Annotated in this window: 19 protein-coding genes and 1 pseudogene; 11 read left to right on the top strand and 9 right to left on the bottom strand. The window is 64.8% G+C overall.

Annotated features, from left to right (window positions below):
• Window positions 1–9: 9 nt before the first annotated feature.
• Window positions 10–2,928: an exo-alpha-sialidase gene (locus ACQ3DC_RS18965; protein WP_430752362.1), complete on the bottom strand. Its 2,919-nt coding sequence runs from the start codon at window positions 2,926–2,928 to the stop codon at window positions 10–12.
• 177 nt (window positions 2,929–3,105) lie between these two features.
• Here ACQ3DC_RS18965 and ACQ3DC_RS18960 point away from each other — a divergent pair, with 177 nt between their 5' ends.
• On the top strand, window positions 3,106–4,797 hold the full coding sequence (locus ACQ3DC_RS18960; protein ID WP_430752274.1) for a sialidase family protein: 1,692 nt from the start codon (window positions 3,106–3,108) through the stop codon (window positions 4,795–4,797).
• Between the two features lie 52 nt (window positions 4,798–4,849).
• On the opposite strand, the gene ACQ3DC_RS18955 is transcribed toward ACQ3DC_RS18960, so the two are convergent.
• The gene (locus ACQ3DC_RS18955) at window positions 4,850–5,752 is read right to left on the bottom strand and encodes a DUF4862 family protein (RefSeq protein ID WP_421093630.1); all 903 of its coding nucleotides are present in this window, start codon (window positions 5,750–5,752) and stop codon (window positions 4,850–4,852) included.
• 117 nt (window positions 5,753–5,869) lie between these two features.
• Between ACQ3DC_RS18955 and ACQ3DC_RS18950 the strand changes: the two genes are divergently transcribed.
• The 8 genes from ACQ3DC_RS18950 to nagA all read left to right on the top strand — a co-directional run bounded on the left by ACQ3DC_RS18950 (window position 5,870) and on the right by nagA (window position 15,370).
• The gene (locus tag ACQ3DC_RS18950) at window positions 5,870–7,495 is read left to right on the top strand and encodes an ABC transporter substrate-binding protein (protein ID WP_157242445.1); all 1,626 of its coding nucleotides are present in this window, start codon (window positions 5,870–5,872) and stop codon (window positions 7,493–7,495) included.
• Between the two features lie 111 nt (window positions 7,496–7,606).
• Entirely contained in the window at window positions 7,607–8,563 is a 957-nt protein-coding gene (locus tag ACQ3DC_RS18945; protein ID WP_323057261.1) for an ABC transporter permease, read from the top strand.
• 3 nt (window positions 8,564–8,566) lie between these two features.
• Window positions 8,567–10,693 (top strand): dipeptide/oligopeptide/nickel ABC transporter permease/ATP-binding protein, encoded by a 2,127-nt coding sequence (locus ACQ3DC_RS18940; RefSeq protein WP_430752275.1) that lies wholly within the window; start codon window positions 8,567–8,569, stop codon window positions 10,691–10,693.
• The gene (locus ACQ3DC_RS18935) at window positions 10,690–11,496 is read left to right on the top strand and encodes an ATP-binding cassette domain-containing protein (RefSeq protein WP_430752276.1); all 807 of its coding nucleotides are present in this window, start codon (window positions 10,690–10,692) and stop codon (window positions 11,494–11,496) included. The genes ACQ3DC_RS18940 and ACQ3DC_RS18935 overlap by 4 nt, the downstream gene beginning before the upstream one ends.
• Before the next feature lie 35 nt (window positions 11,497–11,531).
• Window positions 11,532–12,461 (top strand): dihydrodipicolinate synthase family protein, encoded by a 930-nt coding sequence (locus ACQ3DC_RS18930; protein ID WP_430752277.1) that lies wholly within the window; start codon window positions 11,532–11,534, stop codon window positions 12,459–12,461.
• 22 nt (window positions 12,462–12,483) lie between these two features.
• Window positions 12,484–13,455 (top strand): ROK family protein, encoded by a 972-nt coding sequence (locus tag ACQ3DC_RS18925; RefSeq protein ID WP_430752278.1) that lies wholly within the window; start codon window positions 12,484–12,486, stop codon window positions 13,453–13,455.
• Complete coding sequence (locus ACQ3DC_RS18920) at window positions 13,452–14,135, top strand: N-acetylmannosamine-6-phosphate 2-epimerase (protein ID WP_430752279.1); 684 nt, start codon at window positions 13,452–13,454, stop codon at window positions 14,133–14,135. The genes ACQ3DC_RS18925 and ACQ3DC_RS18920 overlap by 4 nt, the downstream gene beginning before the upstream one ends.
• Window positions 14,132–15,370 carry an N-acetylglucosamine-6-phosphate deacetylase gene (gene nagA / locus ACQ3DC_RS18915; RefSeq protein ID WP_430752280.1) on the top strand — a complete coding sequence of 413 codons (1,239 nt, stop codon included), beginning with the start codon at window positions 14,132–14,134 and terminating at the stop codon, window positions 15,368–15,370. Before ACQ3DC_RS18920 ends, nagA begins: the two co-directional genes overlap by 4 nt.
• Window positions 15,371–15,402: 32 nt before the next feature.
• Here nagA and ACQ3DC_RS18910 read toward each other — a convergent pair whose 3' ends face one another.
• A complete protein-coding gene (locus ACQ3DC_RS18910) occupies window positions 15,403–16,170 on the bottom strand; it encodes a glucosamine-6-phosphate deaminase (RefSeq protein ID WP_430752281.1) in 768 nt (255 codons plus the stop codon).
• Between the two features lie 99 nt (window positions 16,171–16,269).
• Entirely contained in the window at window positions 16,270–17,001 is a 732-nt protein-coding gene (locus tag ACQ3DC_RS18905) for a FadR/GntR family transcriptional regulator (protein ID WP_323057270.1), read from the bottom strand.
• A gap of 525 nt (window positions 17,002–17,526) precedes the next feature.
• On the opposite strand from ACQ3DC_RS18905, the gene ACQ3DC_RS18900 reads away from it, so the two are divergent.
• Complete coding sequence (locus ACQ3DC_RS18900) at window positions 17,527–17,667, top strand: hypothetical protein (RefSeq protein WP_157242452.1); 141 nt, start codon at window positions 17,527–17,529, stop codon at window positions 17,665–17,667.
• A 59-nt stretch (window positions 17,668–17,726) separates the two neighbouring features.
• On the opposite strand, the gene ACQ3DC_RS18895 is transcribed toward ACQ3DC_RS18900, so the two are convergent.
• Window positions 17,727–18,005 (bottom strand): hypothetical protein, encoded by a 279-nt coding sequence (locus ACQ3DC_RS18895; RefSeq protein WP_157242453.1) that lies wholly within the window; start codon window positions 18,003–18,005, stop codon window positions 17,727–17,729.
• A 268-nt stretch (window positions 18,006–18,273) separates the two neighbouring features.
• Window positions 18,274–18,927: a hypothetical protein gene (locus ACQ3DC_RS18890; RefSeq protein ID WP_157242454.1), complete on the bottom strand. Its 654-nt coding sequence runs from the start codon at window positions 18,925–18,927 to the stop codon at window positions 18,274–18,276.
• 465 nt (window positions 18,928–19,392) lie between these two features.
• On the opposite strand from ACQ3DC_RS18890, the gene ACQ3DC_RS18885 reads away from it, so the two are divergent.
• The gene (locus ACQ3DC_RS18885) at window positions 19,393–19,965 is read left to right on the top strand and encodes a hypothetical protein (protein WP_157242455.1); all 573 of its coding nucleotides are present in this window, start codon (window positions 19,393–19,395) and stop codon (window positions 19,963–19,965) included.
• Between the two features lie 49 nt (window positions 19,966–20,014).
• Here the strand turns inward: ACQ3DC_RS18885 and ACQ3DC_RS18880 are convergent, their stop codons facing one another.
• The 3 genes and pseudogenes from ACQ3DC_RS18880 to ACQ3DC_RS18870 all read right to left on the bottom strand — a co-directional run.
• Window positions 20,015–21,220 (bottom strand): MFS transporter, encoded by a 1,206-nt coding sequence (locus ACQ3DC_RS18880; RefSeq protein ID WP_430752282.1) that lies wholly within the window; start codon window positions 21,218–21,220, stop codon window positions 20,015–20,017.
• Window positions 21,221–21,363: 143 nt separating this feature from the next.
• A complete protein-coding gene (locus ACQ3DC_RS18875) occupies window positions 21,364–21,615 on the bottom strand; it encodes a hypothetical protein (RefSeq protein WP_430752283.1) in 252 nt (83 codons plus the stop codon).
• Between the two features lie 99 nt (window positions 21,616–21,714).
• Window positions 21,715–21,920, bottom strand: a pseudogene (locus ACQ3DC_RS18870) (pyridoxal 5'-phosphate synthase lyase subunit PdxS); the annotation flags it as partial.

The raw sequence follows: 21,920 nt of genomic DNA, 5'->3' as shown, positions 1-21,920 counted from the left end.
TCTGGCCGGTTATCCCTTCGGGGTCACCTGCAGCCTGTCGAAGGAGGCCTGTTTGCCGTCCTGGTCGAGGACCACGACGTCGTCGCGTCCGTTCTGGACGTCAGCCGGCAGGATGAACTCCACAGTGTTGTGAGTGGTGGGGAAGAACCAACCGATGCGCTGGCTGTGCTTGTTGAGGTAGACGTAGTACCACTGGCCGTATTCGAGGCCGTTGAGGACCACTTTCTGGCCGTTGCGGTATTTCTCCGCGGTGCCCAGATCGAACGGCGGAAGCTGTTCCTCAAGGTCCTGCACGGTCAGCGCCGGAACGGTTTCCGGGCGCGCCGGCTGCAGGTCCAGGACGGTTTCGCCGCCGGCCAGCATTGCGGAGATCTGCTGTGCACCGTTGGCGGCTGTGACCTCGAACTCCACAGCCTCCAGCCGTCCGGCGGCGATGTCGGCAGCGGTCAGGACGTAGTCGCGGGTTGTCGTTACGGTGGCGCCCACCCCCAGGCCCGGTTCGTAGATGGCAGCGTCGGGGGCACTCAGTTCCGTCAGGGAGACATTTCCGGCGTTGCCCAGGGTGTAGGTGTAGGTGACGGTGTCGCCTGCAGAGGCATACCGGTCCCCGTCGGTGTCCTTCCACTCCGTTGCTACGGTGCCCTCAAGCCGTGCATCACGGACCTTGAGGTCCACTTCCCCGCCATCAACGGCGTAGGTCCGCGCAGACTGGCCGGAAGAACTGACCTCCCACGTGGTGGCCGGAACAAAGAAGCCCTGCTCGGCTTCCGCCGCGGTGACTTCATGCCGCGGCGTGGTGCAGGCGTAGCTCTGGCCGGCGGGCAGCACACCGTAGCGGCAGTTGCCGGGGCCTTCAGGGACAAAGGGGCTGAAATTTCCGGCCGTGGGAACGACCTTCTCCGTCAGCGGGCTGGTGTTGGTCACATTGAATGTGTAGGGAAAGGCTTCCCCGGCGGTGTAGGGCTGGGTGGCCAGGTCACGGCCGGCATCGTTCCGGGTGCCGCTGATGTCCGCTGCAACCAGTCCGTCCCGTAACGCAACGGCCGCACCGGTAAACGTGACTGTCTTGGTGAGGGATGGCGTCGAGCTGGCCGTGATGGTGAAGCTCGCCTGGGGAACAAAGTAGCCGCGTGCGATGTCCTCGGCCGTCAGCGTGTGCTTTGCCGTGGTGCAGTTGTAGCTTGAACCGGCGGCAAGGTTGTTGTACCGGCAGTTCGGAGCCGACGGCGGAAGGAAGCCGGCGTCGAAGGTGCCGGATACGGGCACCGAGTTCGCCGTGACGTTGGCCGTGCTCCTGACGTTGAACGAGTAGCCCAGCGCCTCGCCCTCACGGTAAGGGTTGGCGATGACGTCCCTGGCAGGTGCGGATCCTGCGACGGAGAGGCCTACCTGCGGCGCCACCGGAACGGTGGCCGTGAAGGTGTGCTGCGAGACCCGGCCGTCCGACGTCGTAAAGGCCGCGTTGAGGTTTTGCGGACCGCTGGCGCTGGTTGAGGCGGTCAGGTCGACGTTGACGGTCACCGAGGCGCCGGGCGCGACGTCGGGCACGGGAACCGTGGAGGCGGACCAGCCGCTGGGGGTGTAGACCGTGGCGTTCGCGCCCGAGAGCGTGGCGGCTTCCTGGTTGGTGATGGTGACAGGGACCTGCTGGGTGGCACCGGGTGCGGTGGTGACAGCCGGCACTGACAGCGGAGCGCAGGCGTAGTTCAACCACGCGTCGTCGAACTTGGAGAACGTGATGTTGTCCGTGTAGTTGCCCTCGTAAAGGACCCCGAACTGCCCGTCTTCCAGCCGGGTCACGGTGGAATAGGCGGAGAAGCCCGGACGGATGGTGCGGACCCCCGGCCAGGTCGCTCCGTCGTCACACGAAATCCTTGCCGATACGTTCTCCCGGCCGGTCTTGGAATTGGAGTTGGTGAAGATCAGTTTCCTGGCCTCAGCGGATCCTTCCGCTGCCGCAGGATACATCCGGGCGATGGCTCCGTTGTTGGCCGGGTCCGGAAGTTCCGTGTCCTGCGTTACCGGGCCGTAAGTGGCGCCGCCGTCGGTGGAGATCGCCACCTTGCGGTAGCCCTGGTTGGCGTTGTCGCGGGAGTTCAAGAGGACCCGGCCGTCCGAAAGTTCCACGGTTTTGTTTTCATCCATGCGGTCACCCACGTTGGCACCCTTGTGCCAGGTGGCCCCGTGGTCATCCGAGAAGACGCTGTAGGCCTGGATTTTATTGGTGCCGTCAGCTTGCCTGACATCCCCGGCGTACTGCTGGATCAGGCGGCCCTTGTACTGGCCGTACTTGAGCTGGATCCCCTCTCCGGAAGACGCAAAGTTGGATCGGATGTCACCTGCTGCGGGGTTCGTCTTGTTGGTGCCCGGCTTCGTGACGCTGGTAATCAGCCGCGGTTGGCTCCAGGTGACGCCGCCGTCGGAGGACTCGATCACGGCGGAGGATATGACAGTGCGGTCGGCATCGTCGTTTCCGTACTGGCTGCCGAAGAAGCCCTGGTCCTTGGAGTAGACGAAGAAGGTGAACACCTTGCCGGTCTCGGCATCAAAAATGTAGGAGGGGTCACTGTAGCCGTACTTGGGGGTGGTTGCATTGCCGGTGTGGCCCGCAGCGATGACCTGCACGGGACCCCAGGTGCGGCCGCCGTCGGTGCTGCGCCGCTGCACGATCGAGTTGGGGTTTGGGGCGTCGGCGGCGCTTCCCGGCCTGCCGTCCCAGGAGGCCAGGACAACACCGTTTCCCAGGTATGTCATGGCCGGGATCCGGTAGAAGAAGTTGCTGGCGGTCCGGTCTGCCGCCAGGTTCATTTCCGACAAGGTCCCGGGAGGTGCCGTGGGGCTGTTCGGCGGGATGGGGGCGGCTCCGGCAGGAACGGCTCCGGCCAGCAGGGCAAGGGCCAAGGCCGCTGTTCCTGCACTCCTTCCCACCACTGCTGCGCGTCTGGTTCTTCTTTTGGTGGAACCCAAATTAGATGTCCTTTCGGGGTGCCCGCTGCATTTGCGGGCCTGGTGAGGTGACCGTCGGGAGAGGCAAAAATCTGCACCTTCTACATACGACGTCCTACCACCGTATAGTGGTCGGCTTCACATTGCTAGACTTAAGGGGTGACGTCCTACATCTTCCCTCATGTCCCCCGACTCCCAGATGCCGTCCCGGCCGTGGAGCACGTCCTCGCCACCCGCGGCACCGGCGGCTACCGGCAGTACCGCATCCCGGCCCTCGCCGTCACCGCACAAGGAACCCTGCTGGCCGCCTACGATGGCCGGCCCAACCTTGATGACCTGCCAAGCCCCATTGACTTGCTGCTCCGCCGCAGCACGGACAGCGGCCGCACATGGGGCAAGCAGGCCGTGGTCCGCACGGGAAAAGGCCTCGAGGGTTTCGGGGATCCGAGCCTGCTGGTGGACATGGAAACGCAGCGCATCTTTCTCTTCCATGCGGCGGGCACCCGGGCGGGATTCTTCGAAGCCACCGCGGGCCACGATCCGGACGATGAGTACGTCCAGCACTGCGATCTCAGCTTCTCCGACGACGACGGCCTGACCTGGCAGCACCGCAGGATCACCAGCCAACTGAAGAACAGTACTGACCGCCCGGTCACGGGAATCTTTGCTGCTGCCGGCCAGGGCATCCAAATCCATTCAGGACCTTTTACGGGCCGGCTGGTGCAGCAGTTCGTTGTCCTCTGCGAGGGCACCATCATGGCCGCCTCCGCGTACAGCGATGACCACGGAGACTCCTGGACCCTCGGCCAGCCTGTTGGTGAGTGTACGCACGGCTTCAGCCCCAACGAAAACAAGGTGGTTGCACTGGCGGACGGCCGCCTCCTGCTGCACAGCCGCGGCACGCCGCGCCGCCTGGCAGCAACATCAGACGACGGCGGGGCCACCTGGAGTGCGCTTAGTCCCGTTGAGGAGCTTCCGGATCCGAGCGACAACGGTTCCCTTGTCCGTTTCGACGGCCTGCCCAATGTGGCCGGCCGGACGGACGGCGCCACCGACTCGTGGCTGCTGGCCACCAACAACCACGACACGGCCCTGCGGCGGAACACTGTACTCAGCCTGTCGCCGGACAACGGCCGCACCTGGCCAACGAAACTGGTCCTGTGCCCGGGAAGCTCCGCGTACTCGACGGCAGCGCGTCTCCCCGACGGCAATATCGGCGTCCTGTATGAGCGGCAGGGTTACCGGGAGATCGTATTCGCCTCCGTGCCGCCGGAGCAGCTCACGCAACAACGTGCTGCGCCTCCCGAGACTGCGCCGGGGGAGGAACCTGGACTGGTATTCGATATGGAACTCCGTTCCATCACCCCCGGACGCCCGGCCGCCTGGCTCAACGCGGGTGATTTCCACGTCATGCCTGCCAATACGGGAGGCTGGAACGTCCATACCTGGAAGGAGATCGGCCAGGGCTACTCCGACGAATCAGCGCAAGTTATCGGCACCCGGGAGGCACAGGACCTGAACTACGGCCCTGTCACACCCGGTTACAGGGCCGGTGACATCCTGGCTTTCACCGGCAGGGCACGCAATCGCGGCACTCTCCCAGTGACCGAGATGCGCCTGGACGGCCCGGGCGCGGATGCGTTCCCCGCTGCGGATCTCCTGCCCGGGGCGGAAGCGCTCTACTTCACTCCCACGCACACCGTGACCGAAGCCGAGGTAGAGCGAGGGTCCGTAGAAGTGGCGTACACGGTCGAGGGAGTCGTGGGCGGTTCCCGCCACCGCACGTCCCGGACCTTTCATTTCGATACTGCAACAGGGGCGGTCCGCGTCGAACACAGGCCTTGGTCGTGACCGGCTTCCGGCCGGACCGTCACTGATCTGCAGTTACGGCACTCCATCCCGGTCAGATCGGCGCCTCCACCAGATCGCACATCTGCCGCAGGCGCCCTGCCCTGTCGCCGGCCGACAGGCCATGCTGGGGAAGCCCGATCTTGAAGCCTGAGATGGCTACCGGCCCCGCCGCCGCCAGGCAGCGCTGGACCTCGGCGCGGTTCAGCAGCGAGCTCGGCGGGGCACCATCAACCTCAAGAGCAGGGAGGTGGGCATCAATCCATGGGTATCCGAACTCTGTTGGCTCCGGGGAGCATCCGGAAAACATAATCCCCGCGAGGACGCCTGCTTCCCGGGCAAGCAGCAAATGCTCAACTGCGGTGCCGGTGTCCCCTGATTCAATGACCGACCGCGCCCAATTGACCAGGACTCCAACCTGATCCCACCCCTGGCCCTGGAGCGAGGCGACGACATTGACCTCCTCAGCGAATGTCAGAAAGCCCTTCTCCGGCCTACTCCCCCGCCGCGGAGCGTCGCAGTGCTCCACGAGCACACGCGTGCTGCCCCATTCCCAGTCGAGTACTTCCTTAAGGGACTCCTCAAACAAGCGGGACGAGGAATGCAGGGGCGGCGCAGAGTGCAGCTCAATTGCCTCCACCTTGTGCCCCTCGCCCGCGAGGCGGGAGGCATAATCCCGCACGCCTGAAACAAACTGCAGCGCCGCCCTCCGCCCTTCATCGTCCCTGGAGGCCAAGCCGAAAGTGGGGGCCTGGCTCACTCGCTTCATGGTGCCGGGAATTGCGGTCACTACGGCCGACCACCCCTCGGGAGCCCCCGCCGGCCACGGGCTTCCGCCATGGGGGCCGTAGGGCAGCTCCAATCCCCGGATTGAAGGGATACAGCCCAACTCCTGGTAGAAGCGCTGCGGCAGGTCTTCCGGCTGGGCAGGATAGGCACCAACGATGAGGGACGACATTTGGACTCCGTTGTGGATGGCGAACGCACTTGACGATGCGCTGTGATGGGACTTACAGTTTTATCACGAGCTCGGACGTCCTACATCCGATAAACCCTCTGGAATCGCGAGGCCCACATGAACATCTCCTCCAAGAACCTGCCGCTGGTCAATGACGCCAGCCGCCGGAACTTCCTCAAGCTGACTGGCGCCATGGGCGTCGCCGCGGCCTTCACCGCTTCAGTGGCTGCGTGCGGCAGCCCGGCAGCCACAACCACCGGCGGAGGCGCCGCAAGCGCCGCCGCGATCAACAAGGACCTCATCATTGAGGCGGGCATCTCCTACGCACTCTCCACCGGTTTTGATCCCCTGAGTTCCTCCGGAGCCACGCCCATGGCCGCGAACCTGCACATCTTTGAAGGCCTCGTGGAGCTGCATCCGGCCACCCGCGAGCCGTATAACGCCCTGGCAGCCGCGGACCCCAAGAAGGTCAACGACACCACGTACCAGGTGACCATCCGCGATGGTGCCAAGTTCCACGACGGTTCGCCCGTCACCACCGAGGACGTCGCTTTCTCGTTCACCCGCGTCATGGACCCGGCAAACAAGTCCCTGTTCTCGCAGTTCATCCCGTTCATCCAGGACGTAAAGCCCGTCGACGCAAAGACGGTGGAGTTCACCCTGAAGTACGCCTTCCCCGGGTTCGGCCCCCGCATCTCCGTGGTGAAGATCGTCCCCAAGGCACTCGCCAGCGACCTGAAGGCCTTTGATGCCAAGCCGGTGGGCTCCGGTCCCTACAAGCTCATCTCCGCCGTCAAGGACGACAAGATCGTTTTCGAGGCGTTCGCCGACTATAACGGCCCCAAGCCTGCGCTGGCCAAGGGCATGACCTGGCACCTGCTCTCCGACGCCGCTGCCCGCGTCACCGCCGTGCAGTCCGGCCGTGTCCAGGCCATCGAGGACGTCCCCTACCTGGACGTGGAAGGACTCAAGTCCAAGGTCAAGGTTGAATCCGTCCAGTCCTTTGGCCTGATGTTCCTGATGTTCAACTGCGCAAAAGCCCCCTTCAACAACAAGCTCGTCCGCCAGGCGCTGCACTACGGGCTGGACAAAGACGCCATCATCAAGAAGGCCCTCTTCGGCAACGCCAAGCCGGCCAGTTCCTACTTCCAGGAAGGCCACCCGGACTACGTCAAGGCCAAGAACGTCTATGGCTACGATGCCGGTAAAGCTGAACAGCTGCTCAAGGAAGCCGGCGTCACCAGCCTTGAGTTCGAACTGCTCACCACGGACACCGCCTGGGTCAAGGATGTCGCGCCGCTGATCCTCGAGTCCTGGAACAAGATCCCGGGCGTGAAGGTCACAGTGAAGAGCATCCAGTCCGGCGCGCTGTACGCGGACCGCGTTGGCGCCGGTGACTACTCCGTCGTCGCGGCTCCGGGCGATCCGTCAGTCTTCGGTAATGACGCGGACCTGCTCCTGAGCTGGTTCTACTCGGGCGCTACCTGGATGGAAAAGCGTGCCTACTGGACCGCGCCTGAACGCGCCAAACTGCAGGAACTCATGAATAAGGGTTCGCAGGCAGCTGCGGCAGATGCCAAGAAGATCACCGGCGAAATTGTGGACCTCGTCTCAGAGGAACTTCCCCTGTACCCGATCTTCCACCGCCAGCTGCCCAGCGCGTGGGACGACAAGAAGCTCAACGGCTTCAAGCCGCTGCCCACCACTGGCATGTCGTTCATCGACGTCGGCCGCACGTCCTAGGCAGCCCCTTGCGTTGCGAGGCCGGCCCCGCGCACCTGATCCCCTCGGGAGCAGCCAGGGCAGGCCTCGCAACTTATTGAACTGCAGCATCCAAACACACCGGAGAATAAATTGGTCACGATATTGCGCCTGCTGGGCCGCAGGCTCGCAGCATTGCCATTGATGATCCTGGGCATCACCCTGCTGGTCTTCCTCGTACTGCAGGCCGCACCGGGCGATCAGGCAAGCTCGGCACTGGGCGAAGGCGCCAGCGAAGAAGCAAAGCAGCAGTACCGCCAGGAGAATGGGCTGGACGATCCGCTGGTCGTCCAATACTTCGCTTTCCTTGCAAAGCTGCTGCAATTCGACCTCGGTGTCACCACACCGCCCGCCAAGTCCGTGGCGTCGATGATCGGCTCAGCGTTCCCGCTCACGCTCCAGCTGACGTTCCTGGGCGTCATTATCGCGGTGGTCGTATCCCTGGTATTCGGAATCCTCGGCGCACTTTACCGTGATAAGTGGCCGGACCAGCTGGTCCGGGTCTTCTCCATAGCCGCCATCGCCACACCGTCGTTCTGGCTGGGCATCCTGCTCATCCAGTGGTTCGCCTTGGGCTCCAGTCCCCTGTTCCCCTCAGGCGGAATTGCGACGCCGGAATCAGGTTTTGGCGGATGGCTGAACTCCATGGCCCTCCCGGCCCTCGCCCTCGGCATTCCCGTCTCGGCATCACTGATCCGCGTGGTCCGCACCTCAATGGTGGAGGAACTGGACCGGGACTACGTGCGCACAGCCATCGGCAACGGTGTTCCCTACCGTGAGGTGGTCTCCCGGAACGTGCTGCGCAACGCACTGGTGACTCCGGTGACCGTGCTGGGACTCCGCGTCGGCTACCTGCTGGGCGGCGCCGTCGTGATTGAAATGATTTTTGCCCTGCCCGGCATGGGCCAGCTCATCCTGAACGGCATCACCAACCTGGACGTCAACCTCGTCCAGGGCGTGGTGCTCACCATCTCCGTCACCTTCGTTCTGGTGAACATCGTGGTGGATCTCCTGTACTTGCTCATCAACCCCCGAATCAGGACGGTATAGCCCATGCGCAGCAAACTCGCTGAACGGCTGAGCGCCCCGGGCCTCCGGTTCAAAGCCCTACCCTGGGGCTCCCGCATCGCCCTCCTCTTCCTCATCGCGGTCGTCCTGGCCGCCATCCTCGCGCCGGTCCTCGCCCCGCACGATCCGCTTGAGACCTTCATCCCGGCCACCCCGCCCGGCGCCGAGCACTTCTTCGGCACCGACCGGCTGGGACGCGACATCTTTTCCCGCCTGCTCTTCGGCGCCCAGTCCTCGCTGCTGATCGGCCTCGGCGCCGTTGGCCTGGCCATCCTGGTGGGCGCCCTGCTGGGCTCCTTCGCAGCGACGTCCAGCAAGGCCGTGAACGAACTGATCATGCGCCTCATGGACATCCTGATGGCCTTCCCCGGCATCGCCCTGGCGGCGGTACTGCTGGCAGCGTTCGGCAACTCGGTTCCCACCATCATCATTGCGATCGCCATCATCTACACCCCGCAACTGGCCCGCGTGGTCCGCGCCAACGTGCTGTCCCAGTACGGCGAGGACTACGTCCGCGCCGAACGCGTCATCGGCGCGGGCCGGTTCTACATCCTCCTCAAGCACATCGTCCGCAACACGGCCGCCCCCGTGCTGGTGTTCGCCACGGTCATGGTGGCCGACGCCATCATCCTCGAAGCGTCGCTCTCCTTCCTGGGCGCCGGCGTGCAGGACCCCGCGCCATCGTGGGGCAACGTGATCTCCTACGGACGCAACCTGGTGCTCTCCGGCGGCTGGTGGGCCACAACCTTCGCCGGTGCCACCATCCTGCTCACGGTTCTGTCGCTGAACATCCTCGCCGAGGGCCTTACCGACGCCATGGTGAACCCCAGGCTGCGCAAGGCGGCGGCCGTAAAGGACGACGACGGATCAGCTGCGGCTATTGGCGCTGCAGTTGCGGTGGACACGGAAGTTGGCACGTCCGTGGCCCAGTCCTCCGTCGTGGAACAGCACGAGCTCGACGGCGTCCAGGCGGCTCCCGGCGGCGTCCTTACCGAGGAGGACTACAACCAGGCCGCCGTCCTGTCCGACCCGAAGCTTGCTGCGGCGAACCCGCACCTGCTGTTGGATAAGGAACTGGAACTGCTGGCCGCCATCGAAGCCAGGCGCACCGACAGGCTCCCCCAAGTGGAACCGGGCGCCCGCAACGTGCTGGAAGTGAAGAACCTATCCATCCGTTTCCCGGCCCGCTTTGGTGACATCGCAATCGTGGACAACGTCTCGTTCACAGTCCGCGAAGGCGAGACCATGGGCCTGGTGGGCGAGTCGGGCTGCGGCAAGTCCATCACGTCCCTGGCGGTCATGGGGCTTCTGCCCAAAACGGCAGAGGTCACCGGGTCCATCAAGTTCGACGGCAAGGAACTGCTGGATCCGGCCACGAAGCACAGCAGCATCAAGGCCTACGAAGGCCTCCGTGGTGAACAGATCGCCATGGTCTACCAGGACGCCCTGAGCTCCCTCAACCCGTCCATGAAGATCAAGGACCAGATGGAGCAGCTGACCAGGCGCGGCGGCCGCAAGACCCCCGCCGAGCTGCTGGAAATGGTCAAGCTCGATCCGGTACGGACCCTGGCCAGCTACCCGCACGAGCTTTCCGGCGGGCAGCGCCAGCGCGTGCTGATCGCCATGGCCCTGTCGCGCTCCCCCAAGATCGTGGTGGCCGATGAACCCACCACCGCCCTGGATGTGACCGTCCAGAAACAGGTGGTCGACCTGCTCAACGAGCTGCGCGAGCAGCTCGGATTCGCCATGGTGTTCGTCAGCCACGACCTCGCCCTGGTGGCGTCCCTGGCGCACCGGATCACCGTGATGTACGCCGGCCAGGTGGTGGAATCCGCCCAGGCATCCGAGCTTTTGCGCAATCCCAAACATGAGTACACCCGCGGCCTGCTCGGCGCTGTCCTCTCCATTGAGGCCGACGCCGTCCGCCTGCACCAGATCCCCGGCACCGTTCCCTCACCGCGCGACTTCGCACCGGGCGACCGCTTCGCGCCGCGTTCCCTGCGGTCCGACGCCGATCCCGACCAGAAGCTGGTCCTGACCCCGGTTGGAGCCGCGGCCGGCGGCGATGCCGACCACTACTGGGCAAGCCACCTGAAGGAGGATGCGAAATGAGTGAATCAACCGGCAAGCCGGTCATCGAACTCAAGGACGTCAAGGTCTACCACCAGGCGCGGGGCGGCAAACTCTTCCGGCCCAACATAGTCAAAGCAGTGGACGGCGTGGACTTCACCATCAGCCGCGGCGAAACCGTCGGCATAGTGGGTGAGTCCGGCTGTGGCAAGTCCACGCTTGCGTCGGTCCTTGTGGGGCTCCAGCCGCCGACGTCGGGCCAGGTGCTGTTCCACGGCAGGCCCGCCATTAAGCGGAACGCCGCGCTGCGCAAGGAGTTCGGCCGGTCGGTGTCCGTGGTCTTCCAGGATCCGGCCACTGCACTGAACCCGCGCATGACGGTCCAGGACATCCTCACGGATCCCTTGCAGATCCACGGGATCGGCACCGCCGCTTCCCGTGCAGCGAAGGTCAAGGAACTGTTGGCGCTGGTGGGACTGCCGCAGTCCGCAGCCGAAGTGACGCCGTCACAGGTCTCGGGCGGCCAGCGGCAGCGCGTGGCGATCGCCCGGGCACTGGCGCTGGACCCGGACATCATTGTGGCCGATGAGCCCACCTCGGCACTCGACGTGTCCGTCCGTGCCCAGGTGCTGAACCTGCTCTCTGACCTGAAGACCGAACTGAACCTCGGCATGGTGTTCATCTCGCACGACATCCAGACCGTCCGGTATGTCTCCGACCGCATCTGCGTCATGTACTTCGGCAAGATCGTCGAGCAAGGCAGCGCAGCCCAGGTGTTCGACAACCCCACCAACGACTACACCAAGAAGCTCTTGGGCGCTGCCCCGAGCCTTCTCCACATCTAGATCCCCCCATCAGCACCAATCATCGGAGAACCTACGTGTCCACCCAGTTCCAGGGCGTCATCCCGCCCGTTGTCACCCCCCGCCACGCCGACGGCAGCATCGACACGGCGTCGCTGACCAACGTCACCAAGCATCTGCTCGACGGCGGCGTATCCGGACTGTTCGTCCTGGGCTCCTCTGCAGAGGTTCCGTACATGACCAACGCCGAGCGTGAGCTGGTGGTCAGCACCATCGCCGAAGCCAACGCGTCTGCTGGTGCTGACGCCGTGCCGCTGATCGTCGGCGCAAACGAGCAGACCACGAACCGCGTCATCGAGGAGGCGAAAAAGGTCATCGACCTCGGCGCCGACGCCATCGTGGTGACCTCCATGTACTACGCGATCGGCAACGCCGCAGAAACTGAAACGCACTTCCGCGCCGTCCACGCCGCCGTCGACAAGCCGATCTTCGCCTACGATGTTCCGGTCCGCACGCACTTCAAGCTCCCCACCGACCTGCTGGTCCGGCTGGGCCGTGACGGCGTGATTGCCGGCGTCAAGGATTCCTCCGGCGACGACGTCTCCTTCCGCCAACTGCTGCTGGCGGCGAAGGACATCCCGAACTTCGACATCTTCACCGGCCACGAAGTCGTTGTCGACGGCGCCCTCCTGGGCGGTGCACAAGGCGTGGTGCCCGGCCTGGGCAACGTGGACCCGCGCGGCTACCGCAGCCTCGTCGACGCCGCCCAGGCAGGCGACTGGGCAAAGGCCGCATCCGAACAGGACCGCCTCGCAGACCTCTTCGAGATTGTGTACACCCCCAATGGCCGCGTCTCCGGCGGGGCGGCAGGCCTCGGTGCCTTCAAGACGGCCCTGCAGCTCATGGGCATCATCGAATCCAACACCATGAGCGTGCCGATGCTTTCCCTCAACGAAACCGAGACCACGGCCATCAAGGTGATCCTGGAACGCAACGGGCTGCTCTAGCACCGCCCAAGAAAGAGAGCAGATGCAGTACGCGATCGGTGTTGATCTTGGCGGCACCAAGACTGCTGCGGGCGTTGTTTCCTCCGCCGGCGAGGTCCTGTTCCCGGAGACGATTCCTACTCTGAACCGGGCCGGCAGTGATGCACTCCTCGATGCCACCGCTGGACTGGTTTCATCCCTCCTTGGCCGGGCCCGGGCTGAAGGCCTGGATGTTGCAGGTGTCGGGGTAGGCTCTGCCGGGGTGATTGATGCCGGGCGCGGCGTGGTGGTGTCGGCGACGGACGCGATCTTCGGCTGGACCGGGACGGCACTCACCGGCGGGTTGGCAACGCGGCTGGGCCTGCCGCCGTCGTCCATCAAGGCCGTGAACGATGTCCACGCGCACGCCCTGGGTGAATCCTGGGCAGGTGCCGCCGCTGGAACCGCCAGTTCGCTCCTGGTGGCTTTCGGCACCGGCGTCGGCGGAAGCTTTGTGCTCTCCGGGCACCCGGTCCTGGGCCACCGGTTCGTGGGCGGCCATGTGGGCCACTTCGCTTCACCCTACGCGTACGACGGCGGCACTCCGGTTCCCTGCGTTTGCGGCGGTTCCGGCCATGTCGAGGCCATAGCCTCCGGGCCCGCCATCCACGCCACCTATCTGAGGCTCGGCGGCCGCGAGGGGGAGGCGGCTGACACGCGGGCCGTTTTCGCGCTGGCGGGAGCGGGCGACACTACGGCCATCAGAGCCGTAAGGCTCGGCGCGTCTGCCGCCGGCCAGGCTGTTGGCGGACTGGCCAACGTCCTCGACCCGGCGGTAGTTGTTGTTTCCGGCGGACTCACCGATGCCGGCGCCCCCTGGTGGGAACCCATGGAGCGGGCGCTGCGGGCCGAGCTCCTCCCCGCCTTGTCCGGGCTTCCGGTCCTGCCCGCCAAGCTCGGCAACGCAGCGGCTATCGCGGGCGCTGCGCGCCTTGTCCTGCCGCACACAAACCCCTCCGAAGGAACCGACCAGTGATCCTGACTTCCGAAGCACTCGAGGCCCTGCGCGGGCACCTCATTGTGTCCTGCCAGGCCTATCCCGGGGAGCCAATGCGCGATCCCCGGACCACGGGGCAGGTAGCCGCCTCCGCGGTTATTGGAGGCGCTGCCGCCGTGCGGGTCCAGGGCCTGGCCGACGTGCAGCACACGCGTTCCGCGGTAGAGGTCCCGGTGATCGGGCTCTGGAAAGACGGCCATGACGGCGTCTTCATTACTCCCACCCTTCGGCACGCACTGGCAGTCGCCAACGCCGGCGCCCATGTTGTGGCAATCGACGGCACCCGCCGGGGCCGGCCGGACGGCCTCACCCTGGCGCAGACGGTGGCCGGCATCCATGCTGAATCCCACGCCCTCGTGATGGCGGACTGTGGTTCCTTCGACGACGCCGCGGCAGCGGTCGAAGCCGGAGCAGACCTTGTGGGCACCACGCTGTCCGGCTACACCGGCGAGCGTCCCAAAACCTCCGGCCCCGACCTGGACCTCCTTCGGCATATCGCGGGAGCGGACTTTGGGGTCCCCGTCATCGCCGAAGGCCGCATCCATACTCCCGCCCAGGCACGGCAGGCCCTCGACGCCGGCGCCTTCGCCGTCGTCGTCGGGACAGCGATCACGCACCCGGCCACCATCGCCGGCTGGTTCGCCGAGGCCCTGAAATGACGCCGCCGGCCGCGCCGCCCGGCAACTACCTCATCTCGGGCACAGTTGTGACGGACGGGCATTCTGCCGCGAATTCCGCGGTCGCCGTAGTTGACGGCATCATCGCCTACGTGGGGCCCTTGGCCGATCTTGACCGCTCCGTCCTGCCTGAACTTGAACCGCTCGAACCTCCGGCCGGAAGCATGATCCTGCCAGGCCTGGTGGATTTGCACTGCCATGGCGCGGCCGGCGGAGACTTTCCAAGCGGCAACCTGGCCGCGGCCCGCACTGCCATAGACTTCATCCACCGCAGCGGTACCACTACCCTGCTGGCCAGCCTGGTGACCGCGCCGCGCGAAGACCTGTTGAAGGGCATGATGGCCCTGCGGCTGCTGACTGACGAGGGGCTCATCGCGGGCATACATGCCGAGGGCCCGTTCCTGTCCGACGCCCGCTGCGGGGCGCAGGACCCGCGGTTCCTGCTGGACCCCGACCTGGACCTGCTGGACGAGTTGCTGGACGCCGCCGGCGGTCACCTGCGGACCATGACTTATGCGCCGGAACTGGCCGGCGCGGAGGCCCTGGTCCGAAAGCTTGCGGAGAACGGCGTGGTTCCGTCGCTGGGCCACACGGATTCTGACGCACGGACTGCGGCGGCTTCCCTCACGGAGGCCGCGGAACTGCTTGCCGCCTCCGGCCGCGAACCGATCTCGCGCCCCACGGTCACACACTTGTTTAACGGGATGCCTCCGCTTCACCACCGCAGCCCGGGCCCTGTTGCCGCTTGCCTACGGCTGGCCGGCGCCGGCAGGGTGGCCGTCGAACTTATCGCCGACGGCGCGCATCTTGACCCGGATACCGTTCAGATGGTTTTCGAACTGGTGGGCGCGGACAATATTGCTCTCGTGACCGATTCCATGGCCGCCACAGGCCTGCCTGACGGTGACTATCGTCTGGGGCCTGCTTCCGTCTCGGTCAGGAATTCCGAGGCGCGACTGACCGGCAACGGGTCCCTGGCCGGCGGCACCGCGACCCTCCTTGACGTTGTCCGCCGCACCATCGAGGCAGGTGTGGATCCGGCCGCCTCCGTTAAGTCAGCTACGGCCGTTCCGGCGGCGATTATCGGCCGGGCCGGAGACCTTGGGAGCCTCCGCGCGGGCCGCCGCGCCGACGTCGTTGTGGTGGACCGGGACTTCCACCGCGTCCTGGTCATGCGCGCTGGCCGCATCCTGTGCCGCCCCGCAGCCCGGCCCTGAACCTGCCGTCTCCGGCTCCTTGTGCAGCGGCCCTACACTGCGGCGGATGCACCGCCCACGCGCACGGCTACCTGTCCGCTGCCTGGAGGCAATTGCGCAGCAGCGGCTTCGTCAGCCACCACCGTCACGTGAGGGTGCAGCTGCAGGACCGATGCAGGGCAGTCCGATGTCACAGGTCCGTTGAGGGCGGCAGCAAGGATGCCTGCCTTGTCCGCGCCGTTGACCACCAGCAGGAGATGCCGGGCTTCAAGAATGGTGCCCAGTCCCTGGGTGATGCAGAGCAGGGGCACGTCCGACGGCGAGTCGAAGTAGCGCGCGTTGGCCTGCCGGGTTCGTTCTGTGAGCATTTCAACCCGGGTCCGGGAATCCAGTGCCGAGCCCGGTTCATTGAAGGCCAGGTGGCCATTGTGGCCGATCCCGAGGATCTGCACGTCAATGCCGCCCGCGCCGGCGATGGCAGCCTCGTAGTCAGCCGCCGCGCGTTGGGGGTCCGGGGCGCTCCCGTCCGGCACCGAAACCTTCGCGGGGTCAAGGTGCAGCCTTTCAGTCACTTCGCGCCGGACAACTTCAGCGTAGCTTTCAGGATGTCCTGCCGGCAGGCCCACATATTCGTCCAGCGCGAAGGCCCTGGTACGCGTCACATCAAGCTGGTGCCTGGCCAGAGCTTTATAGATCGGAAGGGGCGATCCTCCCGTTGCCACACCCAGCACGGCGTTCGGCTTACTGCGGATGACGGCTGCCAGGATCCCGGCCGCGACGGCGCCTGTGGCTGGGGCGGTAGGCACTACGAAAATTTCCACGGCAAAGCACTCTCTACGAAAAACGGAACCGGGCACGGGTGAGGCCGCCCGGAGCGCGGGCGTTGAAGGAAGTCCAGGCAGGGAGTCGGCGGGCGTCCGTCAGGAGGCCGCGACGTCCTTGAGTTTCAGGCGGATGCCGTCGAAGTGGCGCTGGAGGCGCTCTGATGCCAGGGTCTTGTCCCTGCCGGCTACGGCCTCGTAGATGTCCCAGTGGATCTGGACCTGTTCTTCAAGGTTGACCGGCCCGGAACCGAGCGCCTCATGGATTTGGCGGTACACCTGCCAGAACACGTCCATCAGGTTGATGAGCAGTTCGTTGTTCAGGGGTGCGTAGAGACGGCGGTGGAACTCCGCGTCATGCTCCGCGAGGGGTTCGCCTTTTGCGGCGGCATCCTGCATCGCCTGCATGGTGGACCGGAGGTCTGCAAGATGGTCCTCCGTCAAAAGGTCGATGGCCGAACCGATGAGACCCGATTCAAGTGCCTGCCGCACATCAATGAGTTCCATTGCTTCTTCGCCCTTGTGCCTGAGCGAGAGCCTGCCGCGGAAGGTCAGTCCGGACACCAGGGCACTGAAGTTGTTGGGGGCAACGAACATGCCGAACCCGTGCCTGATTTCTATGACGCCGAGCGCCTGCAAAACCTTGAGGGACTCGCGGACAGTGTTCCGGCCTACACCCAGCTCAGCGGACAGTTCACTCTCGGTGGGAAGCGCGTCCCCAACATCGAGGCCACGTTCCAGGATCAGTTCCATGATGCGCGTTTGAAGTGCCTGGGAACGGATTTGCGCGCTAAACCTTGCCGACGATACCGCTGCGGGTGTTACTGTCACGTGATCTCCTTCGACCGCACTCTGTCGGCGGTCTTCCTCTTTTAGTAAGTGTACAGGAGATAGGACGTCCCTCCTTCGTTTTCGGGAAATGTTTTATCCGCTCCCGGCAGGGCAGGTGCCCAAGTTCCCAGGACGGCCAGTCCCGGGCATGGCGATCTTCACGCTCAAGATCACCTGGTTGAACTTCAGCTACGGCGTTCCTGCTGCCGGCGAACCCCCGCCCCGTCCGGCCCGCCCACCCCCGACTGCAGGGCCAGGCCAGTACGGACGGCCGTGGAAGTTATCCTTCATCATCCCGATCCACCCAGCGCCGGGTAGTCATGGTTTGCGGTTAGGGCTTGCGCTACGGGTCAAGGCCACCACTTGCAAACCCTATCGTAAGCATGCTTATGATATGTGCAGCCGAAGACGAACGGCATGGAGAATCGAGAAGGGCGCGCTCAGCGAACGGGGCGCGCTTTTTTCGTGCCTAAGCGTTACGGAGTTGCGCCCGGGTCTCCGGTCATGCCGTCCTAGACTTTCGCCATGCACCCCTTAGCGGCAATCGGCCTGGTGTTCCTCACAGGGCTTGCCTGGATGGTCACCATCCTGACCTTGTTGATTGCCCTGGCCAAAGCCCGGCGCCGTCCTCCGGCTGAAATCAGGCACGCAGGCCCAAACGACTGATGGCGAGGCAGCGTAGCATTAGCCGGCTAGAGGGTTGCCAGTTCAGGAACACTTGGCAGCTACTTGGGCAGAGTGAAGAAGCTCTCGGAACCGTCCGGATGATGCACTGGAGCCTCGGCGCGGACGACCTCAAGCTCAGCAATGTCCACAAGCCGCCGGCTCCCGGCGAGCACGTCCATCATCCAAAACAGCTCATGATTGGGGGCCAGCTCCGTCACCTCACCGCGGTGGACAAGGGTGCCCTTGCAGTAGGCCTCTACGCAGTCACCGGAGGTGAGCTCACTGTTGGAGCGAATGAATGTGCCGCGGGAATCGGTCAGGTCGGAATTGTCGTCCATGCTCCCAGCCTTGCGCTTGAAGGTTACTAGCAGGTAACCGGGGAGAGACGCCTTCGGCGTCCCCTAAGGGACGGATAGTCCGCTCCGCTCTACGCCCGGTGGCTGGAACGCCGCAAAATCACTGCAACGCAAGGCCCGCGGGAAGGTCGCTGACAGCCGTGGTCAGAAACCCATTCAGGAACACCCACCAGACACATGAACGCCGAGAACTCGGACAGAAAGAGACCTGACGCGACGTGGCGAGTTCACTGACACAGGTGTGCGCCTGCTACGCCCGCGGGACCGATTCAACCGAGTCCACCGCGAATGGCTTGGCCGCCGAGCGCTGCAGGGGACGACGAAGGCGGACCTGGTACAAACCATCCCTGAACGTGACGCGGGGATCCAACTGGACAACCAAGAGGGGCTCTTCGCGGGCCGCGTCCACCCTCAACACTATTCCCTCACGCCGGCCGTCCACGAGCAGCGGTGTGGCCGGCTCCACCGCGGTCTCCCTCAGGCGGTTCTGAAATTCCGCCGTGGCCGCCAGGAAGAGGATTCCATGGGCGGCCCCAACGACGCGCAGCGGAATCACCATGTCACGCGGCGGGTGTGCGGGAGAGGGCGGAGCTTGCACCTGATAGTGCCGGGCAGACGACGTCCTGGCTGCCTTCAAGACCCGGTCGCATTCCGGGCAACGGGTGCGCCTCCCGACGTCGGCCACCATGGTCACCAGCAGTCCCCTGGGTGCGTGAGCCCACTTATCGGCCACAATGTGGCACCACGCCGGGTGGTACTCGTTCCCGTACTTCATCACGTAGACCTGATCATCGCCGAGGAGGGGCATCCCCTCCCGCCAGGCGGCCGGCTGGATCGGCTTGAGCACGCCGAGGTCACCGGCTCTCGCATCGGCGGGGCGGCCCGCATTAAGGTACTTGCGCAACAACGGACTGCGTTGCCTTTTTGACTGTGGAATCCCAGGTCCTTCCTGTGCAACGGGAGTGCGATCAGGCACACCCTCATGACCCCCTACTCAGCTTGCGTCCATTTCCCGCAAGTTGCCAGCCGGGACTATATCTTTCTGTCCGGACCAGGGCGCGAAGTTCCGCCAGGATGCTTGACGCGTGATAATTCACCCCCGCAGTCATGCTGCCTGATCTCAATGCCCCGATGAATGAGCAGAAGTTCCATCGCTGCTTGTCATTCTGATATGCCCCCATAATCGCCGGGCGCGTCCTCCGCGCAACCAGGGCGCTACCGCGCCGGCGTCAACCCGGCCAGGAACTCCCCTACGCGCGCACCGTCGCCCTCTACCTCACCAGTGACACCACCGCCACCTCCATCCGCCTTCCACCATCCACACCAGCGAAACCGCCGTCCGCGGACAGGCCTACCTCATGCCGGCACCATGGCGGCGCTCACCGGAGTGCTCGCCGCACAGGGCGTCACTATCGTCGGAGACGAAACCTTCTCCCCTACGACGGCGAACCCGGCACCAGCCGCCCTGCCCGTCGGCTCCACCCAAACCAGCGCGATCAACGCCGAATTCTTCTGCCGCGGCAGCTTCCTCGAACCCACCGACCGCATCACGCTCCCGACCACCCGTCAGGAAGCAGCCAAAGCGGCCGCCGTCGAACACCCCGTGGAAACCATCGCATCCCAGCCAGCTGATGCGACGCTCCGGCAAGGCCGGCACCACTGGGCAGACGTGCTCGATTCCAGAACCTTCCCGAGCGATGAAGACTGCCCCGCACTTCTCGCCAGCCTGCAATTCCAGGGAATCCGCGACCGGCTCAACGCAGACTTTCCCGGCCTGGACGAACCGATGGAGCTGATCCTGTTCGCCCAAACCGACCAGGCACCCAAGTGGTCACGCATCGGGCGGGCACAGCAACTGCTCCACCATGCATACTCGCACCAGCGTCGACCGGACTCCAGGTTGTCAGGCTGTTTCATGCACGCGCCGGGCTTCTCGGCATAGGCCGCTCCGCCATCCCGTCGCTGCGTCTCGTGCCAGTAGCGACCCCATGTCAATTTGAAGCGCTGATCACCCGATCACGCCCGGCAAAAACGCCCGTCACGGTAAGCACTGCCATGATGCCCGCGGTGACGAGGAGCGCAAGCGTCCAGTCTCCGCTTACGTCGCGAAGACCGCCGAACATTACCGGCCCCACCGCACCGAGGCCGTACCCGACAGATTGCGCCATGCCGGACAGGGATGCGGCCTGCGGGTAATTCACGGTCCGGAGGCTAAACAGGGACAGAGCGATGACAATGAGGCTCCCGCACCCGATTGCCCCGAGAAAGATCCACAGCAGTATGAGGTCCGGCGCAAGGGCCAGCCCGAGAAACGTCACGAACATAAGCGCGCCGCTCGTAAAGGATACGAGCCGTTGGTCCGAACCCCGGTGAAGGATTCCCCCTGCGGCAAGGCTCGCGAACACGCTGATGAGCAGGAAAACGGACAGATGGATGCCCGCAGTAGTCGCGGGGACCCCTTGGCCTTGCTCGATAGTGGGCAACCATGCCATCAGGACGTAGAAGGCGATCGATTGCAGCCCCATGAAGATCGTCACCTGCCAGCCCAAGGCCGAAACCCAGGGCGACAGGTACGAGGCGTCTGGCGTGATGACGTGTGCGGTGCCTGCCCTGTGCCGGCGCAGCCACGGCAGGAGCACGGCCATGGCGATAAGGGCAAGTCCCACCCAGATTCCGAGGGCAAGCCGCCAGCCCCCCGGGGATGTTTCTGCCACGGGAACGACGACGGCGGCCCCGATCGCGGCGAAGGCCGCCTGTGTGGCGGTGTAGCTTCCGGTGACCTGGCTGACCCTCGTCGGAAAGTCCCGCTTCACGAGGGAAGGCACCAAAACATTGAGAAACGCGATAGCCATGCCGATCAGTGCGGTGCCCGCCCAGATGAAGCCGGGCACCGGTAAGGAGCGAAGCACGATGCCCAAGGCAAGGATCAGCAGGGACATCCACAGCGCCCGGTCGAGACCCAGACGGGAAGCGAAGCCGGGCGCCACAGGTGAGAAGACTGCGAAAGCAAAGAGCGGAAGGCCTGTGAGGAACCCTGCTGCGGCGCTTGAAAACTCAAGATCACTGCTGATGTTCGCGAGTACCGATCCCACACTGACAAAGGACACCCGAAGGTTAACCGCGATGAGCAGTACCCCGATGAAGGCCAGGCCAAACCTGACAGTGCGATCCGGGGCGTTCCGGGTGACAACGGGCATGATACGTTCTTCCACCGTTCAGGAGATTAGGAGCGCACGAGGCGCCCAGCCGATTCCAGCCTTGCCGGTAGTGAGCAAGGGATCCCCAAGCAGCTGGAGTGGTTATCCAAGGGTGAGTGAGTGCCGCGAACATTCCTGCGCTGCTAGGCGCTGATTTCCAGTGTGACACCATCGTTCCCATGGAAAATTCGGCGTTCACCAAGATCCTTGAGCACTATCCAGACAAGTGATCCATCGGGTGTGGCGCAGTCTATCGTTCCGTACGTCACGTACCCTCCGCCGTCTGTAACCCGCACATCTTGGCCCTCCGCCAGCGCGTCCCGTGAGACTGATCGCCAGTGAGGTCTCACCAGGGATTGAGGGGGCAGTTCGAGTGACGCGGTTTCAATTGCCATTAGTGCTCCTAATTGATGCCGAAAGCCGCGGTCTTGGTGCCGAACCTTGTTCTGGACACGAGCAGGCTTCCGGTCAACGTGTTGTGGGGAACTCCCGTGTTACCAGCCGCGTTCGGCGAGGCGGTGGGGCTGGGGGATCTCGTCGACGTTGATGCCCACCATGGCTTCGCCGAGGCCGCGGGAGGCCTTGGCGATGACGTCGGGGTCATCGAAGAAGGTGGTGGCCTTCACGACGGCGGCGGCGCGCTGGGCCGGGTTGCCGGACTTGAAGATGCCCGAGCCGACGAACACGCCGTCAGCGCCGA

Source organism: Paenarthrobacter sp. NEAU-H11, assembly GCF_050573415.1.
Taxonomy (GTDB): domain Bacteria; phylum Actinomycetota; class Actinomycetes; order Actinomycetales; family Micrococcaceae; genus Arthrobacter.
This window is presented reverse-complemented; position numbering and strand designations above follow the sequence as displayed.

Bases quoted from the DNA above. Each gene is read 5' to 3' on its own strand.
- ACQ3DC_RS18955 (WP_421093630.1), bottom strand. From the start codon at position 5,752: ATGTCGTCCCTCATCGTTGGTGCCTATCCTGCCCAGCCGGAAGACCTG.
- ACQ3DC_RS18950 (WP_157242445.1), top strand. From the start codon at position 5,870: ATGAACATCTCCTCCAAGAACCTGCCGCTGGTCAATGACGCCAGCCGC.
- ACQ3DC_RS18940 (WP_430752275.1), top strand. From the start codon at position 8,567: ATGCGCAGCAAACTCGCTGAACGGCTGAGCGCCCCGGGCCTCCGGTTC.
- ACQ3DC_RS18935 (WP_430752276.1), top strand. From the start codon at position 10,690: ATGAGTGAATCAACCGGCAAGCCGGTCATCGAACTCAAGGACGTCAAG.
- ACQ3DC_RS18925 (WP_430752278.1), top strand. From the start codon at position 12,484: ATGCAGTACGCGATCGGTGTTGATCTTGGCGGCACCAAGACTGCTGCG.
- nagA (WP_430752280.1), top strand. From the start codon at position 14,132: ATGACGCCGCCGGCCGCGCCGCCCGGCAACTACCTCATCTCGGGCACA.
- ACQ3DC_RS18900 (WP_157242452.1), top strand. From the start codon at position 17,527: ATGCACCCCTTAGCGGCAATCGGCCTGGTGTTCCTCACAGGGCTTGCC.
- ACQ3DC_RS18895 (WP_157242453.1), bottom strand. From the start codon at position 18,005: ATGGACGACAATTCCGACCTGACCGATTCCCGCGGCACATTCATTCGC.
- ACQ3DC_RS18885 (WP_157242455.1), top strand. From the start codon at position 19,393: ATGGCGGCGCTCACCGGAGTGCTCGCCGCACAGGGCGTCACTATCGTC.
- ACQ3DC_RS18880 (WP_430752282.1), bottom strand. From the start codon at position 21,220: ATGCCCGTTGTCACCCGGAACGCCCCGGATCGCACTGTCAGGTTTGGC.
- ACQ3DC_RS18875 (WP_430752283.1), bottom strand. From the start codon at position 21,615: ATGGCAATTGAAACCGCGTCACTCGAACTGCCCCCTCAATCCCTGGTG.